Below are 22081 nucleotides of genomic sequence, written 5' to 3'. Positions count from 1 at the left end.
CTCCCTCCAGGGTCAGACCGACCCGGGCTCACGCTGCCAGGCGAGCCGCTCCGGTGATCCCGGACCGCTGCCCGGCGCGCAGCAGGCCGACGACTCCGGTCGTGGCGCGACTGTCGTCGCGTCGTCGATGACGGGGCGTCGGACGCCCGCAGGGCCGCCGTGCCTCGGTGGTCCGCACCCTGGAAGGACACTCCATGCCGAGCAAGCGCAAGCCGCAGACCGAGACCACCACCGACGAGGCGCGCGAGCAGATGCGTCGCGCGTTGCAGACCTCGATGGACACCCGTCAGTGACACAGGCCGCCCGGCGGTGACGCCGGCCGGCTGGGGCACGGCAGCACCGTGATCGGCCCCACCGCCGGCGTCACCGCCGCATCGGTCATCGCCGCGCGTCGGGCCACCGCGCCGCGGAGCGACGGCGCTACCGTCACCCGGTGCGCCGCATCCTCGTGGTCGGCAGTTCGGGCGCCGGCAAGAGCACCGTCGCCGGTGAACTGGCCCGGCGACTCGATCTTCCCCTGATCCACCTCGACCGTCACTACTGGCGGCCCGGCTGGCTCGCCCCGACCGGTGCCGAGTTCCGCGCCGAGGTGGCCGCGCTGGCCGCCCGCCCGGCCTGGGTGATGGACGGCAACTACGCCAGCACCCTCGACCTCCGGCTGCCCCGCGCCGACCTGCTGGTGCTCTGCGACCCGCACCGGCTGCGGTGCCTGGCCCGGGTGGCGCGTCGCCGCTGGGCCCACCGTGCCGAGCGCCGCCCCGATCTTCCCGAGGGCTGCCCGGAGCGCGTCGACCTCGATCTCCTGCGCTACATCTGGCGCTATCCGCGCCGTTCCCGCCCCCGAGTGGCGGCGGCCGTCGCCGCGTACGCCCCGGCCCTGCCGGTGCACCGGGTGCGCGGCCGGCGTGACGTGGCGCGTCTCCTGGACCGGCTGAGTAAGCAGTCCTGAGGCTTGCGGACCTTACCGGCCGCGTGCCAGGATCGGCGGCGATGAGCACCACCGCCGCCCCCGCCACCGCCGCCACCCCCCGGCGGATCGCCGCGCTCGCGTTGCCCGCCCTGGTGGTGCTGGCCGCCGAGCCGCTCTACGTGCTCGTCGACACCGCGGTGGTCGGCCATCTCGGTCGGGTGCCGCTCGCCGCGCTCGCCGTCGGCGGCACGGTCATGACGCTGACCGCCTGGATCGGCACGGTCGTCGCGTACGGCACCACGGGGCGTGCGGCCCGCCGCTTCGGCGCGGGGGACCGGGCCGCCGCGGTGGCCGAGGGCGTCCAGGCGTCCTGGCTCGCGCTGACCGCCGGTCTGCTGGTGGCGGTCGCCATCGGCATCGGCGGGGGCGCGCTGGCGCGTACCCTCGTGGGCGGTCCCGGCGAGGTGGCCGACGCCGCCGCCGGCTGGCTGCGGGTCGCGGCGCTCGGCGCCCCCGGCCTGCTGCTCGCCGCCGCCGGCAACGGCTGGCTGCGCGGCATCCAGGACACCCGCCGGCCACTGCTGTTCGTGCTCGCCCCCAACCTGCTCTCCGCGCTGCTCTGCCCGCTGCTGGTCTACCCGGCCGGGCTCGGCCTGGTCGGCTCGGCGGTGGCGAACGCGGTCGCCCAGACGCTCTCCGGCGTCCTCTTCGCGGCGGCGCTGGTGCGCGAGCGGGTCTCCCTGCGGCCCCGGCCCCGCACCATCGGGCAGCAGTTGGTGCTCAGCCGCGACCTGCTGGTCCGGGGCGTCGCCTTCCAGGCGAGCTTCCTGTCGGCGACCGCGGTCGCGGCCCGCTTCGGCGCCGCCGCGGTCGGCGCGCACCAGATCGCCGTACAACTCTGGTTCTTCACCGCGCTGGTGCTGGACGCGCTGGCGATCGCCGCGCAGGCGCTGGTCGGCGCCGCGCTCGGCGCCGGCGACGCGGCCGGCGCGCGGTTCCTCGCCCGCCGCGTCGCAGTGCTCGGCGGCGTGTGCGGCGTGGCGTTCGCGGTGCTCATCGCCGCCGGCGCCGGCGGCGTGCCGTCGTTGTTCAGCTCCGATCCGCAGGTACGCGAGCAGGCCATGGTGGCCTGGCCGTGGCTCGTCGCGCTCCAGCCGATCGGCGGCGTGGTGTTCGCGCTCGACGGGGTGCTGATCGGGGCCGGTGACGTGCGCTACCTGCGCAACCTCACCATCGTGGCCGCGCTGGGCGGGTTCCTGCCGGCGATCTGGCTGGCCTACGGCCTCGACCTCGGGCTGGGTGGGATCTGGGCCGGGCTGACGCTGTTCGTGGTGCTCCGGCTGATCGCGCTGCTGCTGCGGCTGCGCTCCGGGGCCTGGGCGGTGGTCGGCGCGGTCCGCTGACGCCGGTCAGCCGGGCGTCAGCAGGTGTCCGGGAGGTCGACGGTCTTGTCCGGGTCGTAGACCGCGTCCGGCTCCGGGTCGGTGGGACCGCCGAACGACGGCTTGCCCAGGGCGAGCAGGCCCTTGTCGAAGGCCGCGCAGTCGATGTTGGAGCCGTACGAGTCGGCCTTCTCGATCCACAACCCGGCGGAGCTGCCGCGCACGTCGTCCGGGTGCGCCACGCTCCACACCACGGTGTCGTGCACCACCACGACGCCGTCGCCCGGCACGGTGCTCGCGGTGGGGAACGCGTACGCCCAGACGAAGTTCGTGGTGATCTCCAGGATCCGGATGCCGTGCGCGTCCTTGGTGGCCCGGTAGCTGATCCGGCCCTTGACCCGGGGCTGGTCGGCGGTGAGCCGGGCGCCGGGGGCCAGCCGGGTGGCGTAGGTGACCGCCTCGCCGGCCGGGAAGTCGTCCCGCAGGTCGGCCCGGGCGTCCGGCGCGAACTGGCGGACCAGCCGCTCCGGGTCCTTCGCCGTGAAGAAGGCGCGGTCCAGCCGGGCGGTCACCAGCGCCTTGCGCACCTTGGCCAGCGTGTCGGCCACCTGCTTCTCGGTGAACGGGCCGGTCCGCTTGGCCCGGGGCAGCGCGATCCCGGCCGCACCCGGCGGGAAGCCGGCGGCCGGGGTGCCGTCGAACGGTCCGGTGGCCGGTGGCGGCGACGCCGAGGTGACGGCCTGCTCGCCGCTCGGCGGGCTGATCGTCGGGTAGGCCACCGGGGCCGCCTGCCAGCGTCGGTAACCCTGGTAGCCGACCGTGGTGACCACCCCCGCGCAGGCCAGCAGCAGCACCGCGACCGCGCCGCCGAGCAGCTTGCCCGAGTGCCGGGCCAGGCCGATCCGCCAGCGGTCGGCGCGGCTGGGCTCGGCTTCCGGAGCGGCCTGGCGGAGCCACTCGGGGACCCGCCCCAGGGCGTCCTCGGACAGCGGGTCGGCGGGGTGGGACTCGGGGGTGGCGCGGTGATCGGTCATCAGGCTTCCGGGGCCGGGGGTGTGGGGGCGTGTGATCTTGGCATCCCGGTGCGCGGGGCGGTATCCCCCGCAGGGCCGATCGCCGCCCGTCTGGCAGGCTTGGCGGTCGTGAGCACAGACGGTCTGATCGTGGTCGACAAGCCCGGCGGCATGACGTCGCACGACGTGGTGGCCCGCATCCGGCGGCTGGCCCGGACCCGCCGGGTCGGGCACGGCGGCACGCTGGACCCGATGGCCACCGGCGTGCTCGTGATCGGGGTGGGGCGGGCGACCCGGCTGCTCACCTACGTGATCGGCGCCGGCAAGAGCTACCTCGCGACGATCCGGCTCGGGCAGGCCACGGTCACCGACGACGCCGAGGGGGACGTGATCGCCACCACCGCCACGGCGGGGGTGACCGACGACGCGGTCCGGGCCGCGCTGGCGGCGCTGACCGGCGAGATCGACCAGGTGCCCAGCGCGGTGAGCGCCATCAAGATCAACGGAGAGCGGGCGTACAAGCGGGTCCGGGACGGCGAGGCCGTCGAGCTGCCCGCCCGCCGGGTCACCGTCTCCCGGCTCGACGTGCTGGCCGTCCGCCGGGACACCCCGGACGTGGTCGACGTGGACGTGGACGTGACCTGCTCGTCCGGCACGTACATCCGGGCGATCGCACGCGACGCGGGCCTGGCGCTCGGGGTCGGCGGCCATCTCACCGCGCTGCGCCGCACCGCGGTCGGCGGCTTCGCGCTGGCCGAGGCGGCCACCCTCGCGCAGCTCGAACAGCGCGCCCCGGAGGTGGTGAACCTGCCGCTGGACGCCGCCGCCGCGCGGTTCTTCCCGCGCCGGGACGCCACCGCCGAGGAGACGCGCACGCTGTCCCACGGCGGGCCGTTGGCCCCGGCCGGGATCGTCGGGCCGTACGCGGTCTTCGACCCGGCGGGCGGGCTGATCGCTATCGTCAGCGAGCGGGACGGGCGGGCCCGCGCGGAGATCGTGCTGGCCCCGGCCTGAACGGCGCGGGCGGACAGGGGAGGAGCGGCATGCAGCGGTGGCGGGGGTACGAGGCCGCGCCCGGCGGCTGGGGGCGCTCGGTGGTCACCATCGGCGTCTTCGACGGGGTGCACCAGGGCCACCAGGCCACCATCGGGCACGCCGTGGCGCGCGCCCGGGAGCTGGGCGTCAAGTCGGTGGTGGTGACGTTCGACCCGCACCCGGCCGAGGTGGTCCGCCCCGGGTCGCACCCGGCGGTGCTCACCGAGCCGGCCCGCAAGGCGGAGCTGATCGAGGCGCTCGGCGTGGACGTGCTCTGCGTGGTGCCGTTCACCGCCGAGTTCTCCCGGCTGCCGGCCGAGGCGTTCGTGCACGACATCCTGGTCGAGCACCTGCACGCCGCGCTGGTGGTGGTCGGCGACAACTTCCGGTTCGGGCACCGGGCAGCCGGCGACGTGGCGCTGCTGGAGCGGCTGGGCCGCACGTTCGGCTTCGGGGTGGAGGGCGCCCCGCTGGTCGCCGAGGCGGGCACCGTCTTCTCGTCCACGTACATCCGCTCCTGCGTCGACGCCGGTGATGTGCGCGCGGCGGCGGCGGCGCTGGGCCGCCCGCACCGGGTCGAGGGCGTGGTGGTCCGCGGTGACCAGCGCGGACGTGAGCTGGGTTACCCCACCGCCAACCTGCTGACCCACCGCTACGCGGCGGTGCCCGCCGACGGGGTGTACGCGGCCCGGCTGGTGCGCCGGGGCGGCGACCCGCTCGCGGCGGCGGTCTCGATCGGCACCAACCCGACGTTCTCCGGCCGGGAGCGGCGGGTGGAGGCGTACGCGCTGGACTTCACCGGCGACCTGTACGGCGAACGGCTGGCGCTGGACTTCGTGGCGCACCTGCGCGAGCAACGGACGTACGACGCGATCGAGCCGCTGGTCGCCCAGATCGCCGAGGACGTGGAGCGCACCCGCCGGGCGGTGTCCTGACCTCGGATGGCGACCTTGAGCGGCTGTCCGGGAGCGGGGCTGGTAGGCTGACGGGGACGTCGGCTGACCGACGGGGGCCTCGCGTGCCTGCACGACGCCGCGGGTGCGAGGAACCGGTCCGTCGCACCGGTCACACGACCGCTCCGACAGACCTCATCGAACCACCCACGAAACAGGGAGAACATGGCGCTCGACCAGGAAGCCAAGGCCAAGATCCGCCAGGAGTACGCGACCGCCGAGGGCGACACCGGTTCGCCGGAGGTGCAGGTCGCGGTCCTGACCAAGCGGATCGCGGAGCTGACCGAGCACCTGAAGGTGCACAAGCACGACCACCACAGCCGCCGTGGGCTGCTGCTGCTGGTCGGCCGGCGCCGTCGGCTGCTCAACTACGTCCAGAAGAAGGACATCAACCGCTACCGGTCGCTCATCGAGCGGCTCGGCCTGCGCCGATGACCTGACGGGGGAGTGGCCGCTCGGCCGCTCCCCCGTTCCGGTACCACCAGAAGAACCCGGCCGCGCGACGACCCGAGAGGGAGCCGGTCAGCACCGGTCTCCGGTAGTGGCCCCCGGGAATCCCGGCATCATGCCGGCCCACCCGGGCGCTTCGATCGAAGACCGGCCGCCTGAGCAGTTCCCGTGTCGTCGGCCGACGACGCGAAGGAGCACCACAGCACATGACCGAGACCAACCTCGGCACCGAATCCCGCACCGCCGTGATCGACAACGGGTCCTTCGGCACCCGTGAGATCACCTTCTCCACCGGCCGGCTGGCCCGGCAGGCCGCCGGCTCCGTCGTCGCCCAGCTCGGCGAGACGGTAGTCCTCTCCGCCACCACGGCCGGCAAGCAGCCGCGTGAGTCGTTCGACTTCTTCCCGCTGACCGTCGACGTCGAGGAGCGGATGTACGCCGCGGGCCGGATCCCCGGCTCGTTCTTCCGCCGCGAGGGCCGGCCCAGCGAGGACGCCATCCTCACCTGCCGGCTGATCGACCGGCCGCTGCGCCCCTCGTTCGTCAAGGGCCTGCGCAACGAGGTCCAGGTCGTCGAGACCGTGCTGGCGCTCGACCCGCAGCACCCGTACGACGTGGTGGCCATCAACGCCGCCTCGATGTCGACCAAGCTCTCCGGCCTGCCGTTCTCCGGCCCGATCGGGGCGACCCGGGTCGCGCACGTGGACGGCCAGTGGGTCGCCTTCCCGACGCTGGAGGAGCTGGCCCGGGCCACCTTCGACATGGTCGTGGCCGGCCGCACCCTGGCCGACGGCGAGGTCGCGATCATGATGGTCGAGGCCGAGGCCACCCCGAACGCGGTGGCCCTGATCTCGGACGGCGCCACCGCGCCGACCGAGGAGATCGTGGCCAGCGGCCTGGAGGCCGCCAAGCCGGCCATCCGTGAGCTGTGCCGGGCGCAGAGCGAGCTGGCCGAGGTGGCCGCCAAGCCGGTGAGCGAGTTCCCGGTGTTCCTGGACTACCAGGACGACGTGTACGACGCGGTGGCCGACGTGGCCCGCGCCGACGTCACCGAGGCGCTGAAGATCGCCGGCAAGGCCGACCGCGAGGAGGCCCTGGACCGCATCAAGGCCAAGGTCGCCGAGGAGCTGTCCGGCCGCTTCGAGGGCCGCGAGAAGGAGCTGTCCGCCGCGTTCCGCTCGCTGACCAAGTCCGAGGTCCGCAACCGGGTGCTGCGCGAGCAGGTCCGCATCGACGGCCGCGGCCCGCGCGACATCCGTCCGCTGAGCGCCGAGGTCGGCGTGCTGCCGCGGGTGCACGGCTCGGCGCTGTTCGAGCGCGGCGAGACCCAGATCCTGGGCGTCACCACGCTGAACATGCTGCGCATGGAGCAGATGGTGGACACGCTGTCCCCGGAGAACCGCAAGCGCTACATGCACAACTACAACTTCCCGCCGTACTCGACCGGGGAGACCGGCCGGGTCGGTTCGCCGAAGCGGCGCGAGATCGGCCACGGCGCGCTGGCTGAGCGGGCGCTGCTCCCGGTGCTGCCGTCGCGCGAGGAGTTCCCGTACGCCATCCGGCAGGTGTCCGAGGCGCTCGGCTCCAACGGCTCCACCTCGATGGGTTCGGTCTGCGCCTCGACGCTGGGCCTGCTCTCGGCCGGTGTGCCGCTGAAGGCGCCGGTCGCAGGCATCGCCATGGGCCTCATCTCCGACGAGGTCGACGGCAAGACCCAGTACGTGACGCTGACCGACATCCTCGGCGCCGAGGACGCGTTCGGTGACATGGACTTCAAGGTCGCCGGCACGCGTGACTTCGTCACCGCGCTCCAGCTCGACACCAAGCTCGACGGCATCCCGTCGGACGTGCTGGCCGCGGCGCTCCAGCAGGCGCACGAGGCCCGGCAGACCATCCTCGACGTGATGCAGCGGGCCATCGAGGCGCCGGCCGAGATGTCCGACTACGCGCCGCGGGTCACCACCGTCAAGATCCCGGTCGACAAGATCGGCATGGTGATCGGCCCGAAGGGCCAGACCATCAACGCGATCCAGGACGAGACCGGCGCCGAGATCTCCATCGAGGACGACGGCACGATCTACGTCGGCGCGACCAACGGCCCGTCGGCCCAGGCCGCGGTGGACCGGATCAACGGCATCGCCAACCCGACCCTGCCGAAGGTGGGGGAGCGGTTCCTCGGCACCGTGGTGAAGACGGCCGCGTTCGGCGCGTTCATCTCGCTCCTGCCGGGCCGCGACGGCCTGCTGCACATCTCCAAGGTGGGCGACGGCAAGCGGGTCGACAAGGTGGAGGACTTCCTCAACGTCGGCGACAAGGTCGAGGTCGAGATCGCGGACATCGACGCCCGCGGCAAGATCTACCTGGACAAGATCCGTCCGGAGGGCGCCGAGGCGCCGGCCGCCGGTGAGGCCGCCGCCGGTGGCGAGCGTCCGGCCGGCCGGGACCGCGGCGGCGACCGCGGCCCGCGCGGTGACCGTGGTGGCGACCGCGGCGACCGCGGTGGCGACCGCGGTGGCGAGCGTCGCCCGGAGGGTGGCGGTGAGGGCGGCGACCGCCCGCGTCGCCGCACCCGGCACAGCTGATCGACCGACCGGTCCGGGTGACGTCCGCGTCGCCCGGGCCGGCCCACGGCTCCAGGTCGCACGGCGGGCTGGAGCCGTCGTTCGTCCCACCCACCCTTCGTGGCACGGAGAGCAGGTTTGTCGTGAGTTCGTCCACCCCGGCGGCACGGGCGGTCACCCGCACCCTCAGCGACGACCCGCTCGGCGGCACCGTCCGCCGCACCGTGCTCCCCAGCGGCCTGCGGGTGCTCACCGAGGCGATCCCGGCGATGCGCAGCGTCTCCTTCGGCATCTGGGTGGCGGTCGGCTCCCGGGACGAGACCGGGTCGCAGGCCGGCGCCGCGCACTTCCTGGAGCACCTGCTCTTCAAGGGCACCAAGAAGCGCAGCGCGCTGGAGATCTCCGCCGAGATCGAGGCGGTGGGCGGCGAGACCAACGCGTTCACCACGAAGGAATACACCTGCTACTACGCGCGGGTGCTGGACGAGGACCTGCCGCTGGCCATCGACGTGATGTGCGACGCGGTCGCCGACTCGGTGCTGGCCGCCGCCGACGTGGAGACCGAACGCGGCGTCATCCTCGAAGAGATCGCCATGCACGACGACGAGCCCGGCGACGAGGTGCACGACCTCTTCGCCCGCGCCGTCTACGGCGACCACCCGCTCGGCCGGCTCATCTCCGGCACCGAGGAGACGGTCACGCCGATGACCCGGCGGCAGATCCAGAGCTTCTACCGCAGCCGGTACACCGCGCCGCAGATCGTCATCGCCGCCGCCGGCAACCTCGACCACGCCGCAGTGGTCAAGCTGGTCCGGCAGGCGCTGCGGGGCACCCCGCTGGACACCGACCCGGCCGCGCCGGCGCCGCACCGCGCGACCACCCCGGCGGTACGCACGAAGCCGGCCACCACGCTCGTCGAGCCGAAGGAGACCGAGCAGGCGCACGTGCTGCTCGGCTGCCCCGCCATCGACCGCACCGACGAGCGGCGCTTCGCCCTGGGCGTGCTCAACAACGTGCTCGGCGGCGGCATGTCCAGCCGGCTGTTCCAGGAGATCCGGGAGCAGCGCGGCCTCGCGTACTCGGTCTACTCCTACGCCAGCCAGTACGCCGACAGCGGCGTGTTCGCCGTCTACGCCGGCTGCGCGCCCGGCAAGGTGGACGAGGTGCTGGCCCTGACCCGGGCCGAGCTGGCGCGGGTGGCCGCCGAGGGGGTCACCGAGGCCGAACTGGTCCGGGGCAAGGGGATGAGCAAGGGCTCGTTCGTGCTCGGGCTGGAGGACACCGGCTCCCGGATGAGCCGGCTGGCCAAGGGCGAGCTGCTCTACGGCAACCTGATGCCGGTGGACGAGCTGCTGGCCCGGGTGGACGCGGTCACCCTGACGGACGTCAACGGGCTCGCCGCCGAGCTGCTCGGCCGGCCGATGTCGTTGGCCGTGGTCGGCCCGTTCGACGAGTCCGCGTTCACCGTGGCGCGTTGATCGCGTTCGTCCCGATTGGATAGACTCCGTCCACTCAGGCGTACGAGCAGCGCGGGGGCCTTGTGGACGTACGGATCGTGACGGGCGGCGGTGACCGGCTGACCCAGCTCGAATCGCTCGAGGAATGGCTCGCCGGCACTCCGGAGTTGCGCGGTCGGGTCACTCCGGTCGAGTCGCCCCCGCCGCCCGGTGCGCTGGGTCCGGTGCTGGAGGCCCTGCTCGTCGCGCTTGCGCCGGGCAGTGTGGCGACCGCACTCGCCACCGCACTGGTCACCTGGATCCGCCACCGGACCGGCGCGGTCCGGGTCGAGGTCGAACTGCCCGACGGGACGCGTGCGCGGCTGGAGGCCGACCGGGTCCGGGTCCTCACCGAGCCGCAGTTGCGGGCCGAACTGGACCGGCTGCTGGCCGCCCTCCCGGTCGGCGCGGCCACGGCCCCGCCGGCTGTCGCCACGGTCGAGGGCCCGGCCGGCACGCGTGGGTGATCTGGCCGGACGGGGCGTCCGCGTCCTGGTGATCGGCACGGCGATCCACCACGGCGGCGGGCTGCCGTCGGTGCCGGCGGCGCGATCCACCGCAGAGGCGTTGGCCGAGAGCCTGGCCGCGCGCTGCGGCGTGCCGGCCGGCCAGTTGGCGTTGGTGATCGATCCGCCGGACGTGCTCACCGTCGCCGGTGCCGTGAGTACGGCCGCGCAGGAGGCCGAGAGCGCGCTGCTGATCTGGTATGTCGGTCACGGGCTGCGCGGCCCGGGCGGCGAGCTGTACCTCGCCGCGTCGAGTACCGACCGCCTGGTGCCAGGGCTCGCCGCGCACCAGGCATACGCGCTGTCCGACCTGCGGGAGGCGCTGAGCACGTGCCGGGCGCCCTCGGTCGTGGTCGTCCTCGACTGTTGTTACTCCGGCCGGGCACGGCTGACCGCGTTGCCGCCCGACCCGCTCGGTGAGCTGGCCCCGGTCCACGGCGTCTACCTGCTCAGCTCGGCCGAGCAACTCGCCTCGGCCGCGCCGGGGTGGCAGCACACCGCCTTCACCGGGCAGTTCCTGCGCTTCCTCGACGAGGGTGATCCGGAAGCCGGCCCGATGCTGACCCTCGACGACTCATATCATCATCTCTTCCGCACGCTCCGGGCTCGGGGCGGACCGTTGCCCCGTCGGCACGACGCCGGCAACGCCGGTCGTCTGGCCCTCGCGGACAACCCGGCGCACCGGCCCGATCCGGCCGCCTCCGACGAGGCGGAGCCGCCGACACCCGGGCCGAGCCCGTGGCGCAGCCTTCAGCCCTACCGGGAAGAGGACGCGCGGGATTTCTTCGGCCGGGACGAGATCTCCGCGGAGTTGCTGCGGCAGGCCGGCCACCGGATCGCCGACCCGGTGCCGATGCTGCTGCTCGGCCCGTCGGGCAGCGGCAAGACGTCGTTGCTGCACGCCGGCATGATCGCCACGATTCGCCACGACGGCTTGCCCACCGCCGACGGCGACCGGGTCTGGCCGGCGGTCCGGGCGGTCGTCACCCCTGGGCGCGATCCGCTGGCGGCGCTGTTCCGGGTCGTCGGAGCGGCACCGGACGGCCCGCCGGAGAACGTCGCCGAACTGCTCGACGGCCTCACTCCCGGCCAGCCGTCGCTGGTGGTCGTCGACCAGATGGAGGAGCTGTTCACGCTGGGCGCCGACCGGGCCGCACGGGCCGCGTTCCTGGACGGTCTCGCCGCACTCGCCAGGCCCCGGGCGGACGGCACGCCCCGGGCCGTGGTGGTGGTCGCCCTGCGCGCGGACCTGTACGGAGCGGCCAGCGAGGAGCCGGCATTCGGCAGGCTGCTCGCCGGCCCCCGGGTGGTGGTGGGGCCGATGAGTGGCATCGAGCTGCGCCGGACGATCGAGGGTCCCGCTGGCCGGGCCGGCCTCGACCTCGGCGACGGGCTGGCCGAGTTGCTCCTGCACGAGTTGGGCGCGGGGAGCCCGCGCGGCCCCGAGCCGGGGGCGCTGCCCCTGTTGTCGCACGTGCTCTTCGAGACGTGGCGGCGGCGGGTGGGAAACCGGATGAGCGTCAGCGGCTACCGTCGCAGCGGCGGTCTCCACGGCGCCGTGGCGAAGACCGCCGAGGAGACCTACGAGGAGTTCGACGAGGGGGCGCGGGCCACCGCGCGCCGTCTCCTGCTCCACCTGGTGCGGGTGGGCGCCGACGGGATCGACGCCGCCCGGCCGGCGCCCCGCGCCGAACTGCTCGTCCAGGACACCGCTGCGGAGACGGTGCTGGAGCAGCTCGCGGCGCACCGGCTGATCGTCATCGACCCGGGCGGCGTGGTGCGGATCAGCCACGAGATCCTGCTGACCGCCTGGCCGCGGCTGCGGACCTGGATCAACGAGGACCGGGCCCGGCTCGCCGCCCGGCAGCAGATCGTCGACTCGGCCGCGTCGTGGGTGGCCGGTGGGCGGGACCGCGGCGATCTGCTCTCCGGTGCGCGGTTGACCGTTGCCCGCCGGGCGTTGCCCGCCGGTGAGGCGAGCCGGCTCGGCGGGATGGAGCGCGAGTTCCTGCGTCGCAGCCTGCGGCTGCAACGCCTACGCCGGGGAGGCGCCGCACTGCTGGCGGTGCTGGTGCTGCTGGCCGGCGGCGGTGCGGTCGTGGCGGGGCAGCAGCGGGCCCGGGCGCAACGGCTCGACGCCCAGGTCACCTCGCGGCGGCTGGCGGCGCAGGCGAACGCGATGCGTTTCAACCGTCCCGAGGAGGCATTCTCCCTCAGCCTGGTGGCCTACCGCACCGCACCGACCGCGGAGGCACGCCAGGCGCTCTTCGCCGCGTACGCCGACCCGCGCCCACAGTCGATCGCCGGTCACGACAAGCCGGTCTTCAACCTGGCGTACACACCGGACGGCCGGACGTTGGTCAGCTCCGGCCACGACCACCGGATCCGGCTGTGGGACGTCACCGAGCCCCGACGCCCGGCCGCCCGCGGCGTGATCGAGCGGGAGCGGAGCACCGTGGTGGCGGTCAGTCCGGTAGGCCACCTGCTGGCCGGGGCGTCGGCCGACACGCTCGGGCTCTGGAACATCGCCGATCCGGCGCATCCGGAGCCGCTGAAGACGTTGGGCACCCGCGCCTCGCCGACGCTCGCGGCCGCCTTCGCGCCGGACGGGCGGACGCTGGCCACCGGTGGGGCTCGCGGCACGCTCCGGTTGTGGGACGTCCGGGAACCCGCTCATCCCCGGCTGTGGGTCGAGCGGACGATCGGTGCCAGCCAGCTACAGGGGGTGGCGTTCAGCCCGGACGGCCGGACCCTCGCCGTCGCCCACGCGATCGAGGGCGGCAGGAGCGAGGGGACCCTGGTCACCCTCTGGGACGTACGCGATCCACGTCGCCCGGCCCGGCGGGCCGCACTGCCGGTCCGCACCGCCACCGCCCTGGCGTTCAGCCCGGTCGAACCGGTGCTCGCCGTCGGCGGCGCGTTCGGCGTGATGAACGTCTGGGACGTCACCCGTCCGGAGCGACCCCGTCCGTTCCAGGCCGACCCCCTCGGCAGCCCGGCCACCGAAGGCGCGGTCTTCTCGCTCTCCTTCCGGGCCGACGGCGAGCAGTTCGCCACCGCCACCACCACGGGTGGGGTGCGGCTGTGGCGGATTGACCGAAGATTCACCGGCAGCACGGAGTCGGTCAGGCAGACGGACAGCCTGCCCGGCCGGGTGCCGGGCCGGTCGGTTGCCTTCCGGCCGGACGGAAAGGGCCTGGCCGACGGCGACGACGACGGCACGATCCGGGTCTGGTCGTCGGCCGTTCCGGTTCTCGGCGGGCACGTCAACCGGGCGATCGCCCCGGTTCCCGGTGACGCCGTCGGCTTCGGCGGCCGGTACGCGCTCGTCGCCGCGGGCGCCGACGAACGGGCCGGCGCGCGGCTGTGGGACCTCACCGCGCGACCGCCGGCGCAACTGGCCGAGTGGCCGCCGGACTCGCCCGACGCGGTGTTCCTGCCCGACGACCGGACGGTGATCAGCCGGGACCGCCGGGGCGCCGGCTACCGACTGTGGGACCTCGCCGACCCACGTCACCCGGCGTTCGCCGCCGAGCTGAGCTGGCCCGGCCCGCCCGGTGCCGACCTCACGGTCGCGGCCAGCCGGGACGGGCGTCATCTCGCCCTGGCCGACCTGCGTGACCGCTCGGTGCTGCTGCTGGACGTCAGGGATCCCCGGGCACCGGTGGAGAGCAGCCGGTTCGTCGCCGACGGCCCGGTGCAAGGGCTGGTGTTCCTCGGCCCGGCGACCCTGAGCGTCTGGGGCCGCAAGGACATCCGCCTCTGGGACGTGGCCGACCCGGCACGGCCGGTGCCGGCGGGTGTCCTCCCAGGTGCGGGCGCCGGTGGCCGGCTGCTCTTCGACGACAGTCGGCACCTGGCGTTCACCGCGGCGAAGGAGGTCGGCAACAAGCCGCTGACCCGGTTGTGGGACCTCACCGACCCGTACCGGCCGCGTCAGGGCGGCGACATCCCGATGGAGGACATGGTCGGCGACGTGATGGTCAGCGACCCGCAGACCCTCGTTGTCAGCGCGAGCGGCGGCGTGCAGACCTGGGACATCCGCGATTTTTCGAATCCTCGGATCGGTCCGGCGCTCGCGGCCGACTCTGTGGGCCGCACCCTGGACCTCAGCCCGGACGGCCGGACGCTGGCCGCCGCCAACGCCGTCACCAGCAGCAGCTTCGTGCTCTGGCGCCGCACCGAACCCGGTTCCGTCTTCACCGTGTTCGCCACCGTGCCGGGCGAGTTCGCCGAGTTCACCCCGGACAGCCGTGCGGTCCTGGCGAACCTGCCGACGTACGGGCGGTCGCGGGTCCTCTCTCCCGGTGGCGGAACCGCTCTGTGGGATCTCGATCCGGACCGGGTGTACCGGCGTCTCTGCGAGGTCCCACCGGTCCAGCTCTCCGACGCCGAGTGGCGGCGCTACCTCGGTGCCCTGGAGCGTCGTACCCCCTGCCCGTGATCGGGTTACGCCTCCCGGTCTGCCGGATGGGGCGCGTCCCGATTGGGATAGGTTGTGCCCCGTGACTGACGTGCGGGAGAAGGGCCCGGCCGAGGCGGCCCGGGTCGGTGTGCTGGGTGGCCGGGGCCGGATGGGCCTGGAGGTCTGCAAGGCGGTCGACGCCGCCCCGGACCTGGAACTCGTGGCCGCCGTCGACCAGGGCGACGACCTGGCCGCGGTCGCCGACGCCGGGGTGGTCGTCGACTTCACCACCCCAGACGCCGTCATGGACAACCTGCGCTGGTGCGTCGAGCGGGGCATCCACGCGGTGGTGGGCACCACCGGCTTCACCGAGCAGCGGCTGGCCCAGGTGCGTGCCTGGCTGGCCGACCGGCCGGCGGTGGGCGTGGTGATCGCCCCCAACTTCGGCATCGGCGCGGTGCTGATGATGCAGTTCGCGGCGCGCGCGGCCCGGCACTTCGAGTCGGTCGAGATCGTCGAGCAGCACCACCCGCGCAAGCTGGACGCGCCGAGCGGCACCGCCACCCACACCGCCCGGCTGATCGCGGCGGCCCGCGCCGAGGCCGGGCTCGGCCCCTCGCCGGACGCCACCCGCGACGAGGTGGCCGGCGCCCGCGGCGCCGACATCGACGGGGTACGCGTGCACGCGGTCCGCGCCACCGGCCTGGTCGCCCACCAGGAGGTGCTGTTCGGCACCACCGGTGAGACGCTGACCATCCGGCACGACTCGTACGATCGGGCGTCGTTCATGCCCGGCGTGCTGCTGGCGGTGCGCGAGGTCGGTCGCCGACCGGGCCTGACCGTCGGCCTGGACGCCCTGCTCGACTAGCCTGCCGTCGGCCGTGCGCCGGCGCTACCGCGGTGGTAAGGCGGGGCCCCCTGTTAACGCATTCTGCATAACAGGGGCCCCCGCCTAACCCGGCTGCCGGCGCGGCCGGCGAAATCGATGGTCGGTGGGTGGGTCGGATCCTAGGCTGGCGGTCATGATCGACTCTGGAGAGCGTGACCGCCTCGGCCGCCGGGTGACCCTGCGGCCGGTGGACGACGACAACTGGCGGCCGGTGGCGGACGTGGCGCCGCGCGACGACCAGCGTGCCTTCGTGGCGGCGCTGGCCGCCCGATACCTGCTGCTGACCACGCACTCGGACGTCTGGACCTCGCTCGCCGTCTACGCCGACGACACAGTGGCGGGGCACGTCATGTGGGGCGTGGACGACGACGGCTCCCGCTGGATCGGCGGCATGGTGATCGACGCCGCCGAGCAGGGCCGAGGGCTGGGCCGTGCCACCGTGCGCACGCTGGCCGGTTGGCTGGCCGAGGCGGGCCACCCGGTCCGCCTGAGCTACCACCCCGACAACACCGCGGCCGCCGCCCTCTACACCTCGCTCGGCTTCCGCCCCACGGGCGCGATGGAGGACGACGAACTGGTAGCCGAACTCCAGCCCGCCTGATCCTTCCACCCACCCAACGCGCCCTCCTGCTCACCGAGTTCCTGCCGAACCCGTCGTTGACCAAGGAGTTTGCGTCGGGGACTGACGCCCAGTCCGACGCAAACTCCTTGATCAACGACGAAGTAGGCGGCGGTTTGGATCGAGAATGCCGCCAGCTACATGATCAACGCCTGGGGGCGGGGGTGGGGGTGGGGGATGGGGTGCGGGGGGTGGGGATGCGCAGGGAGGGCGGGAGGTCGGTCAGGGTGGGGTGGCCGGTGTGGTCCACCGCCGCGGTCACCGGGGTGTCGGCGATGCGCAGGTTGGCCGCGCGGAGCGCGCCCAGTTCGGGGCCGGCCAACGGGCGCAGGTCCACCCGGCCGTTCGGCACGTCGGGGTAGACGCCCAGGCCGGCCTGGAGCAGCAGCACGGAGGCCGCCGCCGACCAGGCCTGCGGGCGGCACGCCGCCGGATAGGGCAGCGGTCGGCCGAGCGCCGCCCGGTCGTCGCCGCCGTACAGCTCGGGCAGGCGGTAGTCGAACGCCTCGGCGGCGGCGAGCAGCCCGTCGGCGAGCCGGAGCGCCGCTTTCCGGTGCCCGTCGCGGGCCAGCCCGGCGAGCACGATCGCGGTGTCGTGGGCCCAGATCGAACCGCAGTGGTACGACAGCGGGCTGAACCCGGCGTCGTCGGTGGACATCGTGCGCAGCCCGAAGCCGCCGGCCATCGCCTCGGTGGAGAGCAACGCCGCCACCTGGGCCGATTCGGCGTCCGACAGCAGCCCGGTGCCGAGCAGGTGGCCGATGTTGCTGGTCAGCGCGTCGACCGGGCGCTTGTCCCGGTCCAGGGCCAGCGCGGGCTGCGGGCCGTGCCGGCCGTCCACCCAGAACGCCGAGCGGAACCTGGTGGCGAGCCGGTCGGCGTAGCCGCGCCAGCGGTCGGCGCCGGGTCGGCCGAACGCGTCCAGCAGGTCCGCGCCGTTGACGGCGGCCTGGTACGCGTACCCCTGCACCTCGGCCAGCACGATCGGCGGCGCGGCCAGCCGCCCGTCGCGGAAGCGCACCGCGTCGCCGGAGTCCTTCCAGCCCTGGTTGGCCAGGCCGTGGCCGGTGGTGTCGACGTACTCGACGAGGCCGTCGCCGTCGGCGTCGGCGTGCTCACCGAGCCAGCGCAGCGCCGCCTCCAGGTGCGGCAGCAGCGGCTCGATCCGCTCGGCGGGCAGGCCCCAGCGCCAGGCGTCGTGCAGCAGGCCGACCCAGAGCATTGTCGCGTCGACCGTGCCGTAGTACACGGGCGGCAGCCGGAGCCCGTCGTCCACTGTGAACTCGTGCCGGCGCAGCTCGTGCAGGATCTTGCCGGGCTGCTCGCCGGTGGCCGGGTCGACCCGGGTGCCCTGCCGGCGGGCCAGCACCCGCAGCGTGCCGGCGGCCAGGTCGGTGCCGAGCGGGAGCATCATCCGGGCGGCCCAGAGGCTGTCCCGGCCGAACAGGGTGAGGAACCAGGGCACGCCGGCGCCGAGGAAGACGTCCTCCGGGTGGGCCGGTTCGGCCAGGCGTAGCGCGTGCAGGTCGGCCAGGGAGCGGTCGAGCAGCCGCCGCAGCCGGCGGTCGTCGGCGTCGACCTGCGGTTCGGCCCAGCCGGGGCCGGTCGGCGCGGCGGTCACCACGGCCCGCGGGTCGGTGACGGCGAGCCGCCAGCGCAGCGTGACCGGGGCGTCGGGCGTGACCGTGACGGGCCAGCTCAGTCGGGGCGCGGTGGCGTGTTCGCCGGTGGCGTGCAGGGTGGCGCCCTCGCCGGTGACGGTCACGACCAGGCCCTCGGCGGCCCACCGCACCCGGCCCGGTTCGTCGGCCTCGGCCTTCAGCGGCCCGCCGGCGTGGCCCGCCTTGACCTGTTCGATCGGGGCGAGGTCGCAGGCCAGGTCCACGGTCACGGTGGTGCGGACCGGGTCGGCGGCGGTGGACGTCACCACGATCTCCTCGGTGAGTCCGCGCGGGCCGGCCCACCTGGTGCGCTCGACCCGGACGGTCGGGTCGGGGGTGGGGTCGCCGAGCCAGCGGGCCAGGCCGACGAAGCGGGCGCCGTACGGGCCGGCGGCGCCGTGCGCGATGGTCTCCGGCTCGCGGTCGTCGAGGCGCAGTTCGGCGCGGGAGAGCACCCGGGCGTCGGCGTGGAAGACGCCCTGGACGCCGCGCGGCCGGAGCTGACCGGCCGCGTCGCCCAGCGCGCTCGTGGGGGCGTGCACCACGCCGACCAGGTCGTGCAGCAGCGGTTGGAGGTGGCGTTCGGTCACGGGGGAACTCCTGGTGCTGATCGGTGGCGCGGATGTCTTGACAGATGGCCGCGGCCGGGTGCAAAGTGCGAAACATTCCAGAAACTTTGAACGATCTAATCCTGCCGCATCGGCATTGGATCGTTCAAGGCGGCGAGAGGGATTTCGTGGGAGAAAAGGTAACCATCGCGACCGTGGCCCGGCACGCCCAGGTCAGCCGGCAAACCGTCTCCAATGTGCTCAACGCCCCGCACATCGTCCGTGAGGACACCCGCCGCCGGGTGCGCGAGGCCATCGTCGCGCTCGGCTACCGGGCCAACCAGGCCGCCCGGCAGATGCGGACCGGGCGGTCCCGGCTCATCGCCGTCCGCATCGAGCCCACCCGCGACGGCATCAACGGCTCGGTGCTCGACCGCTTCCTGCACGGCCTCACCGAGACCGCCGACGCCTCCGGCTACCGGGTCATGCTCTACACCGCCCGCGACGACGACGACGAGATCGCCACCTACGACGACCTGCTCGGCGCGTACGACCTGGACGCGTTCGTGCTCACCGGCACCAAGCACCGCGACCCGCGTACCGCGTGGCTGGCCGAGCGGGAGGTGCCGTTCGTGACGTTCGGCCGGCCCTGGGACACGCCGGAGGCGCACCCCTGGGTCGACGTGGACGGCGCCGCCGGCACCGCCCAGGCCACCCGGCACCTGCTCGCCGCCGGCCACCGCCGGATCGGGTTCCTCGGCTGGCCCGCCGGCTCCGGCGTCGGCGACGACCGGCGTGCCGGCTGGCGTACCACGATGGCGGAGGTCGACCTCGACGGCGCCGCACCGGACCGCGCCACCGAGGACGGCATCGCCGAGGGGGAGCGCGAGTGCCGCGCGCTGCTCGCCCTCGACGCGCCGCCGACCGCGCTGGTCTGCGCCAGCGACTCGCTGGCGCTCGGCGCGTGGCAGGCCGCCCGCGACACCGCGACCGGCGTGGCCGTCGTCGGCTTCGACGACACCCCGGTGGCTGCCGCGGTCGGGCTGAGCAGCGTCAGCCAGCCGCTCGGCGAGGCCGCCGCCCGCTGCGTCGAGCTGCTCACCGGGCTGCTCGACGGGCAGCAACGCGACCCTCAGCTCCTGCTCCATCCCTCGCTGGTGCTCCGGCACTCGGCGTGATCCCATCCCCCACCAGGAGAACCAGATGACACCTCGCACGCTCACCCGGGCCGCGGTGGCCGGCGTCGCCGCCGTCGCCCTGCTCGGCTCCGCCGCCTGCGGCAGCGGCTTCGACGACTCGGCCGCCGACACCAAGCAGTCCAGCGGCCCGGCCAGCCTGCAGATCCTGATCGGCTCCTCCGGCGACGCCGAGACCAAGGCCGTGAAGGACGCCGCCGCCGCGTGGGCCGGCTCCTCCGGCAACTCCGCCACTGTCACCCCGGCGCAGGACCTCACCCAGCAGCTCGGCCAGGCGCTGGCCGGCGGCACCCCGCCGGACGTGTTCTACGTCGACGCGGCACGTTTCGCCGACTACGCCAGCGTCGGCGCGCTGGAGCCGTACGGGGACAAGGTCGCCAACGCCGACGACTTCTACGAGAACCTGCGCACCGCGTTCACCTACGACGGCAAGCTCTACTGCGCGCCGAAGGACTTCTCCACCCTGGCCCTCCAGATCAACACCGACCTGTGGGCCAAGGCCGGTCTCACCGACGCCGACGTGCCGACCACCTGGGACCAGCTCACCGCCGTCAGCCAGAAGATCAAGGCCAAGGGCCAGGTCGCGCTCGTGCTCGGCGACACCCGGGACCGCATCGGCGCGTTCCTGGTGCAGAACGGCGGCTGGCTGATGAGCAAGGACGGCAAGCAGCCGACCGGCGACACCCCGCAGAACCTCCAAGCCCTCCAGTACGTCAAGTCGCTGCTCACAGGCGGCTACGCGAAGTCTCCCAAGCAGCTCGACTCCGGCTGGTCCGGCGAGGCGTTCGGCAAGGGCAAGGCCGTGATGACCATCGAGGGCAACTGGATCAAGGGCGCCCTGCAGAACGACTTCCCGAACGTGAAGTACAAGGTGGTGCCGCTGCCGGCCGGCCCGAAGGGACCGGGCACGCTCTCCTTCACCCAATGCTGGGGCATCGCCGCCAAGTCCAAGTACAAGGAGCAGGCGATCAAGTTCGTCGAGGCGATGACCGCCGGCGAGCAGCAGATCGGCTTCGCCAAGGCGTACGGCGTGATGCCGTCCCGCCAGTCGGTCCGCGACCAGTACACCAGCGCCTTCCCGGCGGACAAGCCGTTCATCGACGGCGTCGAGTACGCCCAGGGCCCGGTGAACGCGCCGAAGATGGACAGCGTGCTGCGTGACCTGGAGGCCGGCCTCCAGGGCCTGGCCACCGGCGACCCGAAGACCATCCTGGCCAACTTCGACAAGAACGCCAAGGCGGCGCTCGGCGGCTGAGGTGTTTGGCGGGGGCCCCTGTTAACACACGGGTGTTAAGCGGGGCCCCCGCCTTTCGCCTCCCCCGAGCGAAGGAGGAGGGAATGGCAACGGACACGCTCGCCGCGCCGGGCACCGCGTCGGCCCGCCCGCCGCGTCGCCGCTCGGGCGGCATCCGCAGTAACGAGAACCTCGCCGGCTGGCTCTTCGTCGCGCCGGTGATCGTGATCCTCGGGCTCTTCCTGCTGCTGCCGATCCTGATGGCGCTCTGGGTGAGCCTCACCGACTGGAACGGCCAGGGCAGTCCGTTCACCGGCGACGTGCCGTTCGTCGGCGGCGAGAACTACGGCCGGCTCTTCACCGAGGACGGGCTCGCCCGCCGCGACTTCATGACCGCCATCCGCAACAACGTCTACTACGTCGCGATAGTGGTGCCGGTGCAGACCGCGCTCGCGCTCGGTCTCGCCCTGGTGGTCAACAACCGGCTGCTCAAGGGGAAGGGCTTCTTCCGCAGCGCGTTCTACTTCCCGTCCGTCACCAGCTCGGTGGCGGTCAGCGTGGTCTTCCTCTTCCTGTTCGCCAACTCCGGCGCGGTCAACCGGCTGCTCGGGCTGCTCGGCGTCGACGGGCCGGAGTGGTTCGCCGACGGTCGCGGCGTGCTGCACCTGGTCCTCGGCGTGTTCGGGATGGACACGCCGCCGGCCGCGCTCACCTCCGGCGGCCCGTTCGGGCTGAGCTGGTGGGAATGGCTCTCCGGGCCCAGCGTGGCCATGATGTCGATCATCTGCCTGGTCATCTGGACCACCTCGGGCACGTTCATGCTGATGTACCTGGCCGCGTTGCAGAACGTCCCGGTGGCGCTGGAGGAGGCCGGCATGCTCGACGGGGCCAGCCGCTGGCAGCGCTTCCGGCACGTCACCCTGCCGCTGCTCAAGCCCACCACGTTCCTCGTGGTCACGCTGGGTCTGATCGGCTCCTGGCAGGTCTTCGACCAGGTGTACGTGATGAGCCAGGGTGACCCGGCCAAGACCACGCTCACCCCGGCGTACCTGTCGTACCGGACCGCGTTCCGCGACTTCGACTACGGCTCCGGCGCGGCCATCTCGTTCGTGCTGTTCCTGATCATCATCCTGCTCACCCTGTTCCAGCGCCGCCTGATGGCAGACCGGGACGAGCCCCGGCGCGGCCGGTGGCGGCGGCGACGCGTACCGGAGAGGTCCTGA

16 protein-coding genes are annotated in these 22081 nt (G+C 73.7%); 14 read left to right on the top strand and 2 right to left on the bottom strand.

Translation table 11 applies throughout. From position 1 onward, the window contains the following. Positions 1-433: 433 nt before the first annotated feature. Together ACH495_RS24415 and ACH495_RS24410 are read left to right on the top strand one after the other, a co-directional pair. Positions 434-949 carry an adenylate kinase gene (locus ACH495_RS24415; RefSeq protein WP_396860019.1) on the top strand — a complete coding sequence of 172 codons (516 nt, stop codon included), beginning with the start codon at positions 434-436 and terminating at the stop codon, positions 947-949. 41 nt (positions 950-990) lie between these two features. Continuing rightward, positions 991-2313, top strand: coding sequence for an MATE family efflux transporter (locus ACH495_RS24410; RefSeq protein ID WP_396860018.1), 1323 nt, complete (start codon positions 991-993; stop codon positions 2311-2313). A gap of 17 nt (positions 2314-2330) precedes the next feature. Here ACH495_RS24410 and ACH495_RS24405 read toward each other — a convergent pair whose 3' ends face one another. After that, entirely contained in the window at positions 2331-3326 is a 996-nt protein-coding gene (locus ACH495_RS24405; RefSeq protein ID WP_396860017.1) for a hypothetical protein, read from the bottom strand. A 108-nt stretch (positions 3327-3434) separates the two neighbouring features. On the opposite strand from ACH495_RS24405, the gene truB reads away from it, so the two are divergent. From truB to ACH495_RS24360, 9 genes are all read left to right on the top strand, one after another. Then, on the top strand, positions 3435-4319 hold the full coding sequence (gene truB, locus ACH495_RS24400; protein WP_396860016.1) for a tRNA pseudouridine(55) synthase TruB: 885 nt from the start codon (positions 3435-3437) through the stop codon (positions 4317-4319). A 29-nt stretch (positions 4320-4348) separates the two neighbouring features. Further along, the gene (locus tag ACH495_RS24395) at positions 4349-5275 is read left to right on the top strand and encodes a bifunctional riboflavin kinase/FAD synthetase (RefSeq protein WP_396860015.1); all 927 of its coding nucleotides are present in this window, start codon (positions 4349-4351) and stop codon (positions 5273-5275) included. Positions 5276-5458: 183 nt separating this feature from the next. Then, the gene (gene rpsO / locus ACH495_RS24390) at positions 5459-5728 is read left to right on the top strand and encodes a 30S ribosomal protein S15 (protein ID WP_013284678.1); all 270 of its coding nucleotides are present in this window, start codon (positions 5459-5461) and stop codon (positions 5726-5728) included. A 221-nt stretch (positions 5729-5949) separates the two neighbouring features. Next, positions 5950-8325 (top strand): polyribonucleotide nucleotidyltransferase, encoded by a 2376-nt coding sequence (locus ACH495_RS24385; RefSeq protein WP_396860014.1) that lies wholly within the window; start codon positions 5950-5952, stop codon positions 8323-8325. Between the two features lie 122 nt (positions 8326-8447). After that, a complete protein-coding gene (locus ACH495_RS24380; protein WP_396860013.1) occupies positions 8448-9782 on the top strand; it encodes a M16 family metallopeptidase in 1335 nt (444 codons plus the stop codon). A gap of 62 nt (positions 9783-9844) precedes the next feature. Beyond that, positions 9845-10267 carry a hypothetical protein gene (locus ACH495_RS24375; protein ID WP_396860012.1) on the top strand — a complete coding sequence of 141 codons (423 nt, stop codon included), beginning with the start codon at positions 9845-9847 and terminating at the stop codon, positions 10265-10267. Next, positions 10260-14750: a hypothetical protein gene (locus ACH495_RS24370; RefSeq protein WP_396860011.1), complete on the top strand. Its 4491-nt coding sequence runs from the start codon at positions 10260-10262 to the stop codon at positions 14748-14750. The genes ACH495_RS24375 and ACH495_RS24370 overlap by 8 nt, the downstream gene beginning before the upstream one ends. Before the next feature lie 61 nt (positions 14751-14811). Next, positions 14812-15579 (top strand): 4-hydroxy-tetrahydrodipicolinate reductase, encoded by a 768-nt coding sequence (dapB, locus tag ACH495_RS24365; RefSeq protein ID WP_396860010.1) that lies wholly within the window; start codon positions 14812-14814, stop codon positions 15577-15579. Positions 15580-15733: 154 nt separating this feature from the next. Further along, positions 15734-16201: a GNAT family N-acetyltransferase gene (locus ACH495_RS24360; protein WP_396860009.1), complete on the top strand. Its 468-nt coding sequence runs from the start codon at positions 15734-15736 to the stop codon at positions 16199-16201. A 163-nt stretch (positions 16202-16364) separates the two neighbouring features. On the opposite strand, the gene ACH495_RS24355 is transcribed toward ACH495_RS24360, so the two are convergent. Then, positions 16365-18470, bottom strand: coding sequence for a glycogen debranching N-terminal domain-containing protein (locus ACH495_RS24355; protein ID WP_396860008.1), 2106 nt, complete (start codon positions 18468-18470; stop codon positions 16365-16367). Positions 18471-18616: 146 nt separating this feature from the next. Between ACH495_RS24355 and ACH495_RS24350 the strand changes: the two genes are divergently transcribed. The 3 genes from ACH495_RS24350 (at position 18617) to ACH495_RS24340 (ending at position 22081) form a co-directional block, all read left to right on the top strand. Further along, a complete protein-coding gene (locus tag ACH495_RS24350; RefSeq protein ID WP_396860007.1) occupies positions 18617-19606 on the top strand; it encodes a LacI family DNA-binding transcriptional regulator in 990 nt (329 codons plus the stop codon). A gap of 25 nt (positions 19607-19631) precedes the next feature. Continuing rightward, complete coding sequence (locus ACH495_RS24345) at positions 19632-20879, top strand: extracellular solute-binding protein (protein WP_396860006.1); 1248 nt, start codon at positions 19632-19634, stop codon at positions 20877-20879. Between the two features lie 83 nt (positions 20880-20962). Continuing rightward, positions 20963-22081 carry a carbohydrate ABC transporter permease gene (locus ACH495_RS24340; protein WP_396860005.1) on the top strand — a complete coding sequence of 373 codons (1119 nt, stop codon included), beginning with the start codon at positions 20963-20965 and terminating at the stop codon, positions 22079-22081.

Origin of the sequence: Micromonospora sp. NPDC018662 (genome assembly GCF_044391475.1) — a bacterium.
Taxonomy (GTDB): domain Bacteria; phylum Actinomycetota; class Actinomycetes; order Mycobacteriales; family Micromonosporaceae; genus Micromonospora.
Note: the sequence above shows the minus strand (reverse complement) of the source record. Positions and strands in the feature narration are given on the sequence as shown.